This is a genomic window from Hymenobacter sp. R533113, assembly GCF_056835965.1.
In genome coordinates this window covers 1,137,363-1,153,124 of sequence record NZ_JAKWBD010000001.1, presented here as the reverse complement: position 1 = coordinate 1,153,124, position 15,762 = coordinate 1,137,363, and the positions used below count along the sequence as shown (strand labels likewise).

General features: G+C 56.1%; 16 protein-coding genes and 1 pseudogene. 8 read left to right on the top strand and 9 right to left on the bottom strand.

What is annotated here, in order from left to right; all coding sequences use genetic code 11:
• Positions 1-87: 87 nt before the first annotated feature.
• From MKZ35_RS05380 to MKZ35_RS05355, 6 genes are all read right to left on the bottom strand, one after another.
• Positions 88-1,281, bottom strand: coding sequence for an ABC transporter permease (locus tag MKZ35_RS05380; protein ID WP_482512169.1), 1,194 nt, complete (start codon positions 1,279-1,281; stop codon positions 88-90).
• Complete coding sequence (locus tag MKZ35_RS05375; RefSeq protein ID WP_482512168.1) at positions 1,281-1,538, bottom strand: hypothetical protein; 258 nt, start codon at positions 1,536-1,538, stop codon at positions 1,281-1,283. Before MKZ35_RS05375 ends, MKZ35_RS05380 begins: the two co-directional genes overlap by 1 nt.
• 153 nt (positions 1,539-1,691) lie before the next feature.
• Positions 1,692-2,303: a DUF3885 domain-containing protein gene (locus MKZ35_RS05370; protein ID WP_482512167.1), complete on the bottom strand. Its 612-nt coding sequence runs from the start codon at positions 2,301-2,303 to the stop codon at positions 1,692-1,694.
• Between the two features lie 71 nt (positions 2,304-2,374).
• Positions 2,375-2,623, bottom strand: coding sequence for a hypothetical protein (locus MKZ35_RS05365; RefSeq protein ID WP_482512166.1), 249 nt, complete (start codon positions 2,621-2,623; stop codon positions 2,375-2,377).
• A complete protein-coding gene (locus tag MKZ35_RS05360; RefSeq protein ID WP_482512165.1) occupies positions 2,620-3,528 on the bottom strand; it encodes a glycosyltransferase in 909 nt (302 codons plus the stop codon). Before MKZ35_RS05360 ends, MKZ35_RS05365 begins: the two co-directional genes overlap by 4 nt.
• Positions 3,525-4,568 (bottom strand): lysylphosphatidylglycerol synthase transmembrane domain-containing protein, encoded by a 1,044-nt coding sequence (locus MKZ35_RS05355; protein ID WP_482512164.1) that lies wholly within the window; start codon positions 4,566-4,568, stop codon positions 3,525-3,527. Before MKZ35_RS05355 ends, MKZ35_RS05360 begins: the two co-directional genes overlap by 4 nt.
• Positions 4,569-4,734: 166 nt before the next feature.
• Between MKZ35_RS05355 and ruvC the strand changes: the two are divergent.
• Positions 4,735-5,285 (top strand): annotated as a pseudogene (gene ruvC / locus MKZ35_RS05350) (crossover junction endodeoxyribonuclease RuvC).
• Between the two features lie 16 nt (positions 5,286-5,301).
• On the top strand, positions 5,302-5,517 hold the full coding sequence (locus MKZ35_RS05345) for a KTSC domain-containing protein (protein ID WP_482512163.1): 216 nt from the start codon (positions 5,302-5,304) through the stop codon (positions 5,515-5,517).
• Positions 5,518-5,608: 91 nt separating this feature from the next.
• On the opposite strand, the gene MKZ35_RS05340 is transcribed toward MKZ35_RS05345, so the two are convergent.
• Positions 5,609-6,406, bottom strand: a complete 798-nt coding sequence (locus tag MKZ35_RS05340) for a PhzF family phenazine biosynthesis protein (RefSeq protein WP_482512162.1) — start codon at positions 6,404-6,406, stop codon at positions 5,609-5,611.
• A 1,037-nt stretch (positions 6,407-7,443) separates the two neighbouring features.
• Here MKZ35_RS05340 and MKZ35_RS05335 point away from each other — a divergent pair.
• A complete protein-coding gene (locus MKZ35_RS05335) occupies positions 7,444-8,214 on the top strand; it encodes a T9SS type A sorting domain-containing protein (protein WP_482512161.1) in 771 nt (256 codons plus the stop codon).
• A gap of 54 nt (positions 8,215-8,268) precedes the next feature.
• Here MKZ35_RS05335 and MKZ35_RS05330 read toward each other — a convergent pair whose 3' ends face one another.
• Together MKZ35_RS05330 and MKZ35_RS05325 are read right to left on the bottom strand one after the other, a co-directional pair.
• Positions 8,269-9,396 carry a spore photoproduct lyase family protein gene (locus MKZ35_RS05330; protein WP_482512160.1) on the bottom strand — a complete coding sequence of 376 codons (1,128 nt, stop codon included), beginning with the start codon at positions 9,394-9,396 and terminating at the stop codon, positions 8,269-8,271.
• Between the two features lie 235 nt (positions 9,397-9,631).
• On the bottom strand, positions 9,632-10,432 hold the full coding sequence (locus MKZ35_RS05325) for a class I SAM-dependent methyltransferase (protein ID WP_482512159.1): 801 nt from the start codon (positions 10,430-10,432) through the stop codon (positions 9,632-9,634).
• Between the two features lie 252 nt (positions 10,433-10,684).
• Here MKZ35_RS05325 and pncA point away from each other — a divergent pair, with 252 nt between their 5' ends.
• The 5 genes from pncA (at position 10,685) to MKZ35_RS05300 (ending at position 15,739) form a co-directional block, all read left to right on the top strand.
• Positions 10,685-11,326 (top strand): bifunctional nicotinamidase/pyrazinamidase, encoded by a 642-nt coding sequence (gene pncA, locus MKZ35_RS05320; RefSeq protein ID WP_482512158.1) that lies wholly within the window; start codon positions 10,685-10,687, stop codon positions 11,324-11,326.
• Positions 11,323-11,838, top strand: a complete 516-nt coding sequence (locus MKZ35_RS05315) for a 2'-5' RNA ligase family protein (RefSeq protein ID WP_482512157.1) — start codon at positions 11,323-11,325, stop codon at positions 11,836-11,838. The genes pncA and MKZ35_RS05315 overlap by 4 nt, the downstream gene beginning before the upstream one ends.
• A 126-nt stretch (positions 11,839-11,964) precedes the next feature.
• Positions 11,965-13,077 (top strand): mechanosensitive ion channel family protein, encoded by a 1,113-nt coding sequence (locus MKZ35_RS05310; protein WP_482512155.1) that lies wholly within the window; start codon positions 11,965-11,967, stop codon positions 13,075-13,077.
• Positions 13,078-13,355: 278 nt separating this feature from the next.
• Positions 13,356-14,879, top strand: a complete 1,524-nt coding sequence (locus tag MKZ35_RS05305; RefSeq protein WP_482512153.1) for a malate:quinone oxidoreductase — start codon at positions 13,356-13,358, stop codon at positions 14,877-14,879.
• Between the two features lie 266 nt (positions 14,880-15,145).
• Positions 15,146-15,739 (top strand): GNAT family N-acetyltransferase, encoded by a 594-nt coding sequence (locus MKZ35_RS05300; protein ID WP_482512152.1) that lies wholly within the window; start codon positions 15,146-15,148, stop codon positions 15,737-15,739.
• Positions 15,740-15,762: the final 23 nt, after the last annotated feature.

The window sequence follows — 15,762 nt, the reverse complement described above, 5'->3', positions numbered from 1 at the left end:
TGTAATGATGCATTATGCCTACGTGCACTTGCGTTGAAAGTACTTCAAAATACCAACTGATACTAGACATTTCGCCGCAGCTAAGCGCTAGCTCAACGGTGTTTTGGGGTCGTAAGCGTCGCGCAGGCCGTTGCCTAACAGGTTGAAGCTCAGAACCAATAAACTAATGGCCAGGCCTGGCAGCAGCGTGAGCCATAAGCCGGCTTGGGTGCCCAAAAGCTGGAACCCTTCATTCACCATCAAGCCCCAGGAAGGAGCCGGCGGCTGCACGCCAAGCCCTAAAAAGCTCAGGCCCGCCTCTAGTAGGATAGCCGCTGCAAAGTTACTCGTTGCAATTACAATAAGCGGCCCCGTCATGTTGGGCAACAGGTGACGGGCGATCAGGCGGCTTTGGGGCAAACCCAGCACGCGGCCGGCTTCCACGAAGGTTTTCTCGCGCAAGCTCAACATTTGCCCCCTGACCACGCGGGCCACATCCACCCACATCGTAAGGCCCACGGCCACGAAGGAAGTCCAGACGCCTTTGCTATCCAGCGCCAGCGAAATGGCAATAACCAGCATGATACCCGGAATGCTCCATACCACCGTCATCAGGCCCATCAGCACGCTATCGACCCAGCCGCCCACATAACCCGCCACCGCCCCGATGAGCATGCCCAACGTGAGCGAAATCAGCACGGCTACCAACCCGATACCCAAGGAAATGCGCGTACCCAGCAGCAAGCGGCTTAGCATGTCGCGCCCCGATTTGTCGGTGCCCAGCCAGTACGTGCGGCTGATGATGCGTTCGTTTTCCACCACATTTTTTAGCTCGGCCTGGGGGGCATTTTTGCCCCCCAGCTCAGCCAGAGAGTAGCGTGTGGGCAAATCAGCGAGAGCCGAGTGATTGCGGTAAGGCTGAATCAGGACCGAATTGCCGACCACTCGGTAGCCGCCAATAGGCACTTCCTGGAAGCGCGGCGCGCGGCCCCGGAGCCAGGTCCGAAAGATATTATCCGAATCGGTGCTCTGAGCTGCCTCGGGCAATAGACGGCGCAAAACGGTGGCTGAAAAACCGGGTGGCTCCTTCTGCAGCTGCACCAAGCCGTTGTTGGCATTAGGCGAGTTATCGGGCAGCACCCAGTAGCCGGCCAAAGCTATCAGGGTACAGATCAGGATGAAGCCCAGCCCACACATAGCTGGCCCATTGCGCCACAGCCGTTGGCGCACGTAGTAGCCGGGCGGGCGGGCGGGCGGCACACTGGGCACTATGGGCGCCAAAACCGGAGCAGCCTTCACCATCAGCGGGTATTGTGAGCCAACAAACCGGCTTTGGTTGCCAAATAGTAGCTGTCGCGGCAGATGGCGCCGAAAGAAGTGGTTTCGTAGGCTTGCTCGGTGTCCGGGTCGGGGTAAAACGATTTGACGTACTCCTGCTCTAGCAAATTGCGCAGCCCTTTTTCCAGAGTTGGGGCTGGCAAACCAGTTTTTTGCAGCAAGTCGCGGAAGGAAGTGACGAAGTACAGCTCGTCGAGGATGTCGAATTCAGGGTCGGTCACGGCAGCGGGCAAGGGGGCGGAAGAATGGAAAGCAAAGGTACTGTTAGCGGGCGGGATTCGAGTGGGGTAATTAAGCTTATCATTCTAAATCAATAGGCAGAAATCGACACTTAATTACTCATACAAGGAGAAATTATCTACATAAATTTCAAATCATAAACCATCTTCCCTACCAGACAGCCAATGCTTATATTTTATTTTATATCTATCACGGGTGTGCTTATCTTTTAAAATAATATCCATACCTCCATCATATGGAGCAATTATGCATTCGTTACCCACCGAAATAAAAAACGCTCTTATGTTATCATTCGCAATATCCTCCAGTATATTATTAAAAGGACAAGACTGCCATTCTATTTTTGCGAATACAGGCCTGTAAATGTCTCCAGCTTTATATGCATCAGGGGCTTGCGGGTGAGATTCCAATTTGCATAATTCAACAGATTTTATTTCCGTAAAGTCAAATTCACTGAGTGAGTAATCGAATGATAACTGCTGTCTACTGTGCTTTTCTGAGCCAAACTCATATTGGCCAGTTACCAGTAGAAAGCCAAACCCCTCATTCATCAAATCCAATATAATCGTATTTTGACGATAGAGCAGTATATCCCATTCTGCTTTAGTTGCAGGATATCTTTCTGACTTTGGCAAACTATGAATCCTAAACCATCGGTCCGGATAAGCAACTCGAAGAAAATGTGAAATTGGAACCGAGAGAGGATAGACAGAAAGCCAAAACGCTTCAAATTGGTTAGCGGTCATTTGATATTTTGGTAAAATTCATCTAATAAAAGCAGAATTCGCTTTATTTTATTAAAGCCTTACATCTCACTTTATTTCGTCCTTCTCCCCTTCCAAACATACTCGCCGCGCAAGCCCAGCAAGCCCGTCAACAAAGCATACGGCGCGTAAGCAACTTGGAGCAGCCCAATGTAGCTCAGCCACCGCCGTCGGCCAAAAAAGCTGAGTACAGGAGTCAGGAACCACGCATCGGCGCCGAGCTTTACTACCCAGGCAGCTAAGGTCCAGGGCCATACTTGGGGAAACCCAAAAAGCAACAACAAACCGAGGAACAAGCTCATATTGGCCCCCAAAACCAGCAACGCCAAGCGCTGGGGGCTTTTTGCTGGTAGTGGCGCCACTTGCTAGCCCATCGTACCCGCTGCGCCAGCAGGGCGCGGAGCGTGGGCGGTCCGGCGGTCCGCACGATAGCGCGTGGGGTTTTCAAAAATCGGATGCTACCGGGAAAAGCGGCGTGCAGCTTATGCAGCAGAAACTCGTCGTCGCCGCTGGCTACGTGCTCGTTACCGGCAAAGCCCTGCACAGCGGCGAAGGCGTCGCGCCGGTAAGCCAGGTTAGCCCCGTTGCACATAGTAGGCTGGCCCTGCCCGATGGTAGCCACCCCTACCCCAATAAGACCCGCAAACTCAAGCCCCATCAAACCGCCAAGCAGTGAATTGCCCCCCGTAAGCAGCACCGGCCCACTGACGAACTTTACCGCTGCATCATCTTGAATCAGAGCAGCATAGCTACTTAGCCAGTCGGAACCCACGCGGCAGTCGGCATCGGTGCAGACTATCCACGGGGCACGGGCGACGTTCAGGGCAGCTTGCAGGGCGGCTTTTTTGCCGGTAGGTGCGCCGGGCCGGTCTTGCAGCTTTATAAGACGAAGCGCAGACGAGCTGCGTTGAGCCGCGGCCTGCACGACGGCGGCCGTATTATCGGCTGAGTCATCATCTACTATAATGACCTCGAACCGGGCAGCAGGCAGGGTTTGTTGGGTTAAGTCGTGTAGCAGCAGGGGCAGCGTCGGGCCTTCGTTGCGAGCGGCAATCAAAACGGAAAAGAACAGACCTTCTCCTGCCTGGTTTTGCGGCGTTGCCTGGCTTTGAGACAGTGGCACTTGCTGCCAGCTTCGCCGCAACCGCACCATGAGGGCCGCATACAAGGCCGGCAAAAGCAGCAAAAAAGCCCCCCACCAGTTCATGTTGTGCGGATTGACTGCTGGGGGGCTTTTTTCTTGCGAAATACTTTCAGCCGCAACACAAACAATAACCCGGCGGCGCTGGGCAGGGCAATATTGAGCACCCACAGGCTGAGGCTCGCGCTCAGCACCGGCAAAGCCGCCTGCCCCAGCAAACCGAATAAGTGCGTAGCCGACAGCTCCCGCACGCCTACATCGGCCAGGGCATTGAGCGAAGGCACCAGCGACTTTAGCAAGAAAGTACTGCTGATGGCAGCCAGCGCCGGTCCAGCGCTTGGCCGGGCACCGTAGGCCACCAGCAGCAAACCGAATTGCAGACAGAAAACCGCGTAGCGCAGCCCCGATATGGCCAATACCGCGTGCAGCGCCCGCGCCGGATAGGTGGGCATCACGGCCAAAAACGGCTGCAACCGCCGCAGAGGCCGCACCAGCCCCAAAGCCGTCAGCAGCAGCCGCGAGCGGTAAAGGGGCAGAAGCAAGGCAGCGTTAAGTATTAATGCAGCAACCACTAAGCCCAAGCCAGTAGCCGGATAGTCAGCTACATAAAACGTCAGTAGAAAGTACAGCAGCCCCAGCGTGCCGGCCAGTATCGTGATGACCAGCTGGCAGTAGCGTCCCAGAAAAACGGCCCCCAGCGCATCCAGCCGCCGACTTTTCAGTTCCATAATACGACCGGCATAGTCGCCCACCCGATTGGGCGTCACGAAGCCCAAGGTAAGGCCCACCAGCACCGCCCGGAAGCTGCGCCGAAACGAAACCGGCTCCAGATGCCGCGCCAGACGCCACCATTTCCAGGCCTCCAAGCCCCAATTGACGGGCACCAACGCCAGGGCCAGCAGCACCGGCCCGCGCCCCGCGCCGGTAAGGGCCGACGTCAGCAGCCCGCGCCAGGCCGCGGCCGTATCCGGGGTGGTGAACACGGAATGATACAGCAGGCCCAGGGTCAGGGCCGTGATCAGCAGCTTGCCCAGCACCACCAGCACCCGACGGCGGGTGGCGCGTTCCAGCTTTTGGGCGTAGTTTTGTAGAAGGTGGTGGGGCAAAGCGGGTAGCACGCATTCAGTTGAAGGCGGCAAGTTACCGATGGAAAACCAAGGACAGGCTTGCGCCCCGCTACCGCCGACCTTCAGCTACCCAATGATTCTGCCCGTCACTCCCACCGATCTGATGCCCAAAATTATCATGGGCGTCGACCCCGGCACCACTATCATGGGCTACGCTCTGATTGAGGTGCAGGGCCAGCGAGTGAAAGTGCTGCGCTACGACGTGATTGACATGCAGAAAATGGGCTCGAATCATGCGCTGAAGCTGAAGAAAATATTCGAGCGGATGCTGGAGCTGATTGATGAGTTTTTGCCCGATGAGCTGGCCATCGAAGCCCCTTTCTACGGCGTAAACGTGCAGAGCATGCTCAAGCTGGGCCGGGCGCAGGGCATGGCTATTGCCGCCTGCCTCTCCCGCCAGATTCCGTACGTGGAGTACGCTCCTACCAAAGTAAAGCAGTCGGTAACGGGCTCGGGCACCTCTACGAAGGAGCAAGTGGCTCACATGCTGCGCCAAACCCTCACGCTGCCGCCCATTGCGGAAGCTTCCAAGTTTCTGGACGCCACCGATGCGCTGGCCGTGGCGCTTTGCCATCATTATCAGAAAGGCAATAATCTGAAAGCGGGGGCAAAAGCTGGGGTAAGTTTCTGGCTGACAACCCCGATAAGCTAGCCACGCCAGTGGCTCGTAAGAAGGCGGCAGCCAAAACCAAGTAACCCAACCAGCTACCACATGAAGCGCCAGCCCGTTCGCTCCACCTCCCTCAAAGCCGTCGGCTACGACCCAGCCATGCTTGCATTGGAAATTGAGTATCGCAATGGCCGGGTGGTGCGCTACACGGGCGCCAGCGCGGCGGTGTACCAGGCCTTGTTGACGGTGCCGGGCAAGGCGCTGTTTGTGGAGCAAGTAATAGAGAAAAGCGGCTACACCCGCGAGCAGGTCAAGTAACGTGAAGCGGCGCTTCGCTCGTTGTTTAGCGGAACAAGTGCTGGAAAAGCCACCAGCGTTAGTCGGGCAACGAGCGAAGCACCGCTTCGCGTTACAATTCAATCTCACCTTTCAGATACGTCACGGCATAGCCGCTGATGAGCACCCGGTCGCCTCGCAGCTCGCACCACAAGTCGCCGCCGCGGGGCGACACCTGCCGGGCGCGCAGCTCCGTTTTGCCTAGCTTTTCGGCCCAGTACGGGATGAGCGTGGTATGCGCCGAGCCCGTTACCGGATCTTCGGGAACGCCCACGCGGGGACCAAAAAAGCGCGACACAAAGTCGATGTCGCCGCTGCCGGGCGCCGTGACGATAACGGCCCGGTACGGCACCTCCGCCAAATGCTGCTGATGGGGATGGATGGCCCGTATTTCGGCTTCGGAGTTAAACAAAGCCACCAGATCGGGCCCGGCCAGTAGCTTTAAGGGCGTAGCGCCGAGGCCATCAATCAGGCCATCGGGCGCGGTGGCCAGCGGCTGGGGCGGACGACTGGGAAAATCCAGCGTGAGGCGGCCGTTATCCTGAAGACTGACGTGCAACGGACCACTTTTGGAGTGGAAGGTAATTTCTGTGCCCTTAAAATTCAGGTGGCGCAACAGCACGTGCGCCGAGGCCAGCGTGGCGTGCCCGCACAGCTCTACTTCCACGGCGGGCGTAAACCAGCGGATTTCAAAATGACCTTCCGCACCGGCCTGGGGGGCAAAAAAAGCGGTTTCGGCGAGGTTGTTTTCGGCCGCGATGGCCTGCATGGTATCGGTGGGCAGCCACTCCGTAAGTGGGCAGACTGCGGCCGGATTACCGGCGAAGATGCGGTCAGTGAAAGCGTCTATTTGGTAAAGAGGCAGGAGCATAGAGGATTGTGGGGGGCAAATCAGGCTAAGCTTAGGTACTCGCCAGCGAATCAAAAGTAAAAGGAAGGGATGACCATGACAGAAAAAATCTCGTAAATTCAACGTAAGCCTGTCTCGCTCAACGCTTTGTTTCAGCTAAATGCAAACATCACTTTTTAGCTAATGACGTAACGCTAAGCCATAGCCCGGCACTTTCCTGACACTGATTCTATACCGTAAGCCTTTCAGCTATGAAAAATATTCTACTTACGCTGGTTTTGGTGACGCTTGCGCCACAAATGCTAGCTCAGATACCCACTGGCAGCTTTGCTATTGTCTCCACTGGCCCGGCTGCCCAGCCCAACCCTTCGGAACTTCGTCCTATTTCCTCCGACGGAACATTTGGGGCGGGAAGGCTCATAGCAGCCCCCGATGGCACGAACCTGTTTGACGCACTCGGCTACAATTCTGCTGACCCTGGCAGTGTGTACGCTATGAACACTATTCTAGCGCGTCCGACAGTCTTTGACCCTATTCCGAGCCCCAACTTATACCGCATCGACTTGGAAAGTGGCCGTACCACAAATCTTGGAGAGATCGAACCACCCGCTTCATTCTTTATTGGTTTGCCTAATCCATTTGATCGTTTTATTGCATCGGGAAGAGTAGGCTTGACACTTAACTTTATTGGTACAGGGGGTGACAATTCTAATTACTTCGTAGCCGGCTTAGTATTAGATATTCGAGTGAGTTTCATATCGTTTTCGCTTGTTTCGGTAAGCAATCCGCGTTTGTACGTAGGCGAGATAAATTTTAACTCTGATGATCTCACTGAGCCACAATGGCGCTTGGTTGATACTAGCGACCCCGCAACCGCCGCTATAATCAATGGGTATGTAAATGCTATCAACCAAAATCCCAATAACCCAAACGTAACTGGTGGGCCCCGCGACTGGGTATTTACCAGAGAAAACGGTGGGCCAGTTCTTAAAAGCTATTTGAGCGGGCAAGGACAACAAGGACAACTTCTCACCGTCCGTGATATTAGTAGTACCCCTGTGGCAACCGTCATTACGCCCGCTGTGCAGTTGCCGGTTCAAGCCGAGCTGGGCGCCATGTTTGGGGGCGTCAACAACGTGCTTTATGCTGTCAACACGGATGGTGGCCCAAACGCCGGCCAGATATACCAAATTGACGCCGCCACGGGCAATTACCTAGGTATAACGCTGAACTCTGGCGTAGGCCTCTTTCGCGGCGACGCTACTACTATACTTCCCAACCGACCGCTACCTGTAACGCTCACCAGCTTCGAGGCCCGCCCTGAGCGAGCCAGCATAGCGTTGCGCTGGGCCACGGCCACCGAAATCGGCACCGATAATTTCCGGGTGGAGCGCAGCACCGACAACGGCCAGTCCTGGGCCGCTATCGGCTCCGTAAAAGCGGCCAATGCCCCCCAGGGCCGCGCCTACTCCTTCGTGGATGAAGCGCCGCAAACGGCCCTGAACTACTACCGTCTGGCCATTCTGGACTTCGACGGCAGCATAGCCTTTTCGCCCATCAGGTCAGTCGATTTTCAGCCAGCGCAGCAAGCTATCAGCGTTTATCCAAACCCTGCCCAGAACCAGTTTGCCCTAGAGCTGCCGCAATTGGCCGCGCCCGGCAGCACGCTGCAAGTACATAACAGCTTGGGTCAGCAAATCTGGACGCAACGCCTGGAAGGGCAGCGCACCGTGCGCGTAAACACGCAGACCTGGGCAGCGGGCATCTACCACGTAAAATTCTCAACCAACGGCCGAACGGAAACGCAGAAGCTGGTTATTCAGCCTTAGTTTAGCTCTAACAAAAAAGCCCCCCAGAATGTCTGGGGGGCTTTTTTGTTAGAGCTAGGTCCAGTAAAGCACGGGGGCCTGTGGGAAGCGCTGCTGCCATTCTTCGTAGAAGAACTGCTTGAGCATGCGCATGTCCTCGGGCTGGTACACGTACTTCACGCCTCCAAACTTATTGCGCTTCTGGGCGCGCGTGCTCTCGTCCAGATCCAGGGACATATTCGGATACCACTGTTGGAGCACATCCTTGGAGCCCGGCGTGAAGCGATGGCTGATAAACTCGGCCGTCAGATCGCACTCGAAATCGAGGGTCGCGGCCAGGCGGTCGAGGAGGTGGCGGTAATGGTCGCGCCAGTCGGGAATGGGCATAATGGGCGCTACTACGGCCCCCACGCGGTAGCCACCCCCACCCTGCTCGCGCGGCAACGCCAGCTGGCGCATAGCCCGCAGGCGTGCCTCCAACGGAGCAGTGCCTCCTTCCAGGCGACGCGTTACGGGCTCCGCATTCAGGCTGAGGCGGGCGCGTACCTGCCCGTTGTGAGGCAACTCAAGCAAGGATTCGACCTGGTCATACTTGGTCACGAACCGCAGCTGGGCGCCCTCGCGGGTACCGAAATAGCGGATGCACTCGGCCAGGCTGCCCGTGAGGTGCTCAATGCCGAGCACATCGGTGTAGCAGCTCACCTCGAAGGTCGTCAGCTTGCCGGTTTGCTCATACTGCGCGGTGTTTTGCAGCATTTGAGGCAGGTTGGCGTAGGCCCGCACCACCGGCGGACCTTGCAGGCTGCCCGCCAGGTAGCAGTACTGGCAATGGGCCGGGCAACCTTCAGCCAGATTCATCTGCCAATCGGCGGAAGGTGGAATGGGCTGGAGGCGGAAAGCACTCGGGGGGGCTTTTACCACGGCCAACGTGTTCTTGGCGTTGCGGTAGGTTTCGCGCTCGTCGGCGCCGCGCAGGCCGGTGAGGCGGTTACTTTTCAGCACTTCGATGGGCAGACCGGCGGCGCTGATGCGCTCATACATCTGCTGGCCAAACTCCTCCTCGAGCGCATCGGGGGTAAACAACACCCGCTTCGGCAGCCACACCCGCGCCGGGCGCGTCAGCAACGCGGGCTGCGGAGCTGGGGTTTCGGTAAGAACAGGTAATGAATCGAATAAGGTAAGCTGGGGGGCGTTTTCGAGCATCAGAAGCTGGTTTTGGCTTGCTTCTGATTAACGTTTCGCAGACAGTTTTAGGTCCTTCAGAGTTGAAATAAAGAGGACAAATCCAGCATCGCTTCCGCCTGATAATCAATTACTTAAAATTTTATTTCGCAATCAGCAAGAGCGTCATGCTTCCTCTCGTCAGCATAACCGCCTTTTGTATAGCAACGGCCTTTCCGCTCTGTTTCTGTATGAAGCTCTTACCAGCAAACTCACCTTAGCTTTTCGTAGCTACCACAGAGTACATCATCGGCACTTTATCGCCTAAGTGCTGAATACGATATTGGTGCTCCGCCACCTGCTCCATGTGGCTGAAGCATTCGTACGGCGAGTAGTTGTATTCAGCAAAGTGCCTTATGTCGAGTCCATTGTGCAATAAACTACCCAGCACTTCGCCCAGGTCATGATTCCACGATACGGACGTTTGCGCCAGCGGCGCATCGCGGTCGGCGTAGGTGCCCGTCTCGACTTCGGTAATGGTTTCTTTGTTGAAATAGGAGTATTGCACGCGGGTAAAATCGTCGTCGAACATCCAGAGTACCGGGTGAAACTCAACCAGCACCAATTTGCCCCCCGGCTTCAGAAAATGACTTACTACACCGGCCCAGCGCTCCAAATCCGGCAACCAGCCCAGCACGCCGTACGTGGTAAACACGATATCAAACTGCTGATGCAGGTGGTGGGGCAGCTCGTACACGTCGCTGCACACAAACTCGGCAGCAAGGCCTAGCTGCGTCGTTAGCTCACGCGCTTTCGCAATGGCTTGGTCGGCCAGATCGACGCCGGTTACCTGAGCCCCCAAGCGGCTCAGCGACAGCGAATCCTGCCCGAAATGGCACTGTAGATGCAGCACCGATTTGCCCGCTACCTCACCCAGTAAGCCCAGCTCCACGTCATTCAGCGACGATTTGCCCCCCAGAAACCCCTCCACGTCATAAAACCTGGACTGGACATGATAATCAGTTTTGGCGTTCCAAAGCTGACGGTTCAGCTCGGTATAGTTTGGGGGCGTCTCCATGATTTTACTGTTGTTTGGTCAATTTTATCGTAGTGGTAAGAATCACAACGTCATGCTTGATCTGGCGTCCGCAGCGCGAAGCATCTCGTGTGATTAATTGAATTTATAAAGACGGTCATGCTGAGGAGTCGAAGCATCTCCACCGCTTTGTTGGAGGACGCAGACGAGGCGGGCGAGATGCTTCGATTCCTCAGCATGACGTTCTGATTTGATCAAGCGCCTACCTCTCTCTTCTAAGGTCTAAGTTATTGCATGAAAGCCTTATTGCTCATTGATATTCAGAATGATTTCGTGCCTGGCGGCGCGCTGGCCGTGCCCGAAGGCGACCAGATAATTCCCTTGCTCAACCAACTCCAGCCCCACTTCGATCTGGTAGTGGCCACGCAGGACTGGCACCCAGCTATTCATAAAAGCTTCGCCAGCAACCACGCAGGCCGTCAGCCGTTTGAAGAAACCGAGCTGCACGGCTTGCCCCAGGTGCTGTGGCCCGCGCACTGCGTGCAGAGCACACCGGGCGCCGAGCTGCACTCGGAGCTGAACGCGAACCGGATTGAAGCTATTTTCCGCAAAGGCACCGACCCGGAAATCGACAGCTACAGCGGTTTTTATGACAACGGTCACCGCAAAGCCACTGGCCTCGCCGACTACCTGCGCGGGCGGGGCGTTACGGACATATATGTAGCTGGTTTGGCGGCCGATTACTGCGTGTATTTTACGGCTAAAGACGCTTTAGCTGAGAGCTTTGCCACCTTTTTGATTGCAGATGCCACCCGCCCCATAAACCCGCAAGGCTTTGAGCGGGCCAAGGCCGACCTGCAAGCGCTGGGGGGCAAAATTATCAGTAGCGCCGCGCTGTTATCACCCGAAAAAGCCCCCCAGCCACTCCCCGCATGACCGACGCCGACGCTCCTCTTATTCTGACTCTTGCCCTTGATGCTGGGTCGTTTGCTTTTTTCAATGGGCTGCGCCAACAGCATTTTCCGCCTGAGCGTAATTTTTTAGCAGCCCACGTCACGCTTTTCCACCACCTGCCCGGCGCCCGGCGCCCCGACTTAGTACCGCAGCTAGCGGCCCGCTGTCAGGAGCAAGCTCCACTCACGCTGCAGGTTACGGGATTGCGGTTTCTGGGTCGTGGCGTAGCGTATGCGCTCGAAAACGAAGCCTTGCAAGCCCTGCACCGGGAGCTGCAAGCGCAGTGGCAGCCCGCCCTCACGCCCCAGGACCAGCAGAAGCTGCGGCCCCACGTGACGGTGCAAAACAAAGTGGACCCGGCGCCGGCCCGCAGCCTTTTTGAGCAGCTCAAGGCTGATTTTGTGCCCTTTGAAGCTACTGGCACCGGATTGCAGCTATGGGCCTACCGGGGCGGGCCGTGGGAAGCTATTCAAACCTTTGACTTTATCATGTAACTCCAATCTCCCGCTTGGGAGGTCGTAAGCATGTAGCGCGAAGCGGAAGCTTGGCTCCGCCGTCCTTCGGTTCGCGCTACATGCAATTGCTTCACCAAGCCAACGCCTGGCGTTACTCTCCTGACTATGAAAGACATGTCCTGGGAATTATCCTTTCAGTGGCGCGAGCTGCTCTCTACGGTGGGTATTCTGGTGGGTGGCCTCTTGGGCGGGCTGCTCTTAAAATACCTGCTGTTTGGTGTCCTGCGCAGGTATGCTAAGCGGCCCGATTCTCCGCTGCTTGTTCAATCCATTGTCAAGCATTTAAGCCGTCCAAGCGCCTTCTTTTTTCCGGTGCTGGTGCTCTCGTTTATGCTGCCCCTGGTGCCGCTTACGGCCCGCCCCTTTGAGGTGCTGCGCCGAGTGGTAGAAACCGGGCTGATTATCTCCTTCGCCTGGGGTCTGGTTAGGACGGTGAATGTGATTGAGGACCTGGTGCTTCAACACTATCACATTGATGAGGAAAATAATTTTCGGGTGCGCAAGCTGTTCACCCAGCTACAATTTGTGCGTAAACTAGTTGTGTCGCTGATCGTATTTGTGGCAGTGGCGCTGGTGCTGATGAGCTTTGCCACGGTGCGCAAAATCGGGACGGGCCTGCTAACGTCGGCAGGTATTGCCAGCGTTATTGTAGGCTTTGCTGCCCAGCGCTCCATCAGCAACCTGCTGGCTGGCTTTCAGTTAGCTTTCACCCAGCCTATTCGTCTAGACGACGTGCTGGTGGTGGAAGGCGAATGGGGCAAGGTGGAAGAAATAACCTTTACGTATGTAGTAATGCGCATCTGGGATGAGCGTCGGTTGGTGCTCCCGCTGAACTATTTCATTGAGAAGCCCTTCCAGAACTGGACCCGCACTACCTCTCAGATTACGGGCACCGTTTTTCTATTTACCGATTACACGATTCCCGTTGATGCGTTGCGCGCTGAGCTAAAGCGTGTGGTCGAGCCGCATCCGCTTTGGGACAAGCGCGTGTGCGTACTTCAAGTAACTGACTCCAAGGAACGTACCCTGGAGCTACGCATTCTAGTCAGCGCCGGCGACGCAAGTCGGGCCTTCGAGCTGCGCTGCGACGTGCGAGAGAAAATGGTCGCCTTTATTCAGCAGAATTATCCTGACTCGTTGCCCAAAACCCGCTCCGTAGTAGAAACCGAGGAACGGACGCTGTCCGCGGCCGCTGGTATTTCGGGCGAAAACGCTTAAAACAAGCCCCTACAGGCTCAAAAAGCGTTTTATAAATTCTAACTCCTACCTAAAAGGCGGTCATGCAGAGCGAAGCGAAGCATCTCGCTCGCGCCATTAGATTAGTAATCAGACGGACAGCACGCGAGATGCTTCGCTGTGCTCTGCATGACCGCCTGTTTGCACTTAATTTAAACATAATAGCCTGCGGGAATTGCTCTTAATAGAGTCTGTTAGTAGACACGCGGCTACTTTTCTTCCTTATACCCGTACGCTGTGAGGACTATCAATTTATCCCGATGAATACAGAAACCACTTCCTCCGACCTCACCACTGACGTCGTGCTGATCGGGGCCGGCATTATGAGTGCTACTCTGGGCATTATGCTCAAGGAGCTGGACCCCAACCTAACGATAACCGTAATTGAGCGCCTCGATGTGGCCGCCGCCGAAAGCTCCGATGCCTGGAACAATGCTGGCACTGGTCACTCGGCCTTTTGCGAGCTAAACTATACGCCCCAGCGCCCCGATGGCTCCGTGGACATCAGCAAGGCCATCGGTATTGCGGAGTCATTTGAGGTCTCAAAGCAGTTTTGGGCCTTTTTGGCCGAGCAATACCACGTTGAAGGCATCCAGCGCTTCATCAACCATATTCCGCACATGAGCTTTGTGTGGGGCAATGAGAACGTGGATTTTCTGCGTAAGCGCCACGCGGCGCTGGTGCAGTCGCCGCTATTTCAGGGCATGGAGTATTCCGAAGATCCTGAGCAGCTCCGCGAGTGGATGCCTCTGGTGATGGAAGGCCGCGACCCGGCCACCAAAGTCGCGGCTACCCGCATGGACCTGGGCACCGACGTAAACTTTGGCTCCCTCACCCGCGGTATGTTTACCCTCTTGCAGGAAAAGCCGGGCGTCAACTTCCACTTTGGCCACGAGGTAGATAAGATACGCCGCAAAGACGACGGCACCTGGCGCGTACGGGCCGAAAACCGCGCTACCGACGAAAAGCGTAAGCTGCGCGCCAAGTTTGTGTTTATCGGGGCGGGCGGCGGCTCCTTGCCGCTGCTGCTGGCCTCGGGTATTCCGGAAAGCAAAGGCTTTGGCGGCTTCCCCGTGAGCGGGCAGTGGCTGAAGTGCGTGAACCCGGCCGTGATTGAGCAGCATCAAGCCAAAGTGTACGGCAAGGCTAGCGTCGGCTCGCCGCCTATGTCGGTGCCGCACCTGGATACCCGCGTGATAAACGGGCAGCGCGAGCTGCTGTTCGGCCCGTATGCGGGCTTCAGCACCAAGTTTCTGAAGTTTGGCTCTTTCCTCGATTTGCCCGGCTCCATTAAGGCCACCAACCTGAAGCCCATGCTCATCGCGGGGGCCAAAAACCTGCCCCTCACCCGCTACTTGATCAACCAGGTGCGGCAGTCGCCCCAGGACCGGATATCCGCGCTGCGCGAGTACTTACCTACCGCCCACGCCGAAGACTGGAAGTTGGAAATAGCTGGCCAGCGCGTGCAGGTTATTAAGAAAGACGAAAAGCAGGGCGGCGTGCTGGAGTTCGGCACCGAGATGGTAAGCGCCGCCGACGGCTCTATTGCAGCGTTGCTGGGCGCTTCGCCCGGCGCTTCTACGGCCGTCGGCATTATGATCAGCCTGATTCAGAAGTGCTTTCCCCAGCAGGCTGCCTCCCCGGAGTGGCAGGCGCGGTTCCGGGAGATGATTCCCACGTTCGGGCAGTCGTTGGCCGACAACCCGGAGCTGGTGGAGCAAACCCGTGCCCATACCAGCACCGTGCTGGAGCTGAGCGTAGATGCGCCCCTGGGAAGTCAATAGGACAATTGGCCCAAAAAAGCCCCCCAACCGTGGTTGGGGGGCTTTTTTTGTGGCAGCCCGAACGAATATGTGCGGGTTTTGGTATCTCTTACAGCTTAGCGTAAGTGATGCCGTGTACGCGGTTGTCAGCCCTATTTTGTTTTGGTTAGGAAGCTAAGCAAGCAGAACCGTAAATTGCTTTTCTTTTTTGTGTGCTCTTGCCGCATTTAGCAGTTGGCTGAGTTCCGAAGCACATCTGTGCTTGTATACTACTCGGAGTTTTCTTCATGATCAAACTTGAATATTTTACCCCTGCCGATTTCAAACAGCTTATTCAGTGGATTGATAATGAGCAGCTTCTAAAAGAATGGAGTGGCTCGTTGTTTTCGTTTCCCCTCACGGAGGCGAGCCTCACCTGGTACATCGAAGGCGCGAACGACCTGACTGACCCCGATGCGTTTATCTACAAAGCCATTGACACCGAAACCGGCGAAACGGTGGGTCATATTTCCCTGGGCAGCTTCAGCGAAACAAATAAAGCCGCCCGCATTACGCGAGTTCTGATTGGCAATACTGCCGCCCGTGGCCGCGGCTACTGCCAGGGCATGATTAAAGCCGTACTGCGGGCAGGTTTTGAGGAACTGGGCCTGCACCGTATCAGCCTGGGCGTGTACGATTTCAACGAAGCCGCCATTGGCTGCTACCAGAAAGCCGGCCTCAAGGTTGAAGGCGTTATGCGCGACGTGGTGCGCTACAAGGACGCCTACTGGTCATTGGTAGAAATGGCCGTGCTGGAAGACGAGTGGCGGCTGGCCAATGCTACCTCCGAGTTGTCAGCCCCTACACGTACGACAGCCACCAGTACGAATATTGCTGTTTAAAATTCCTGTACCACCGGCATGGC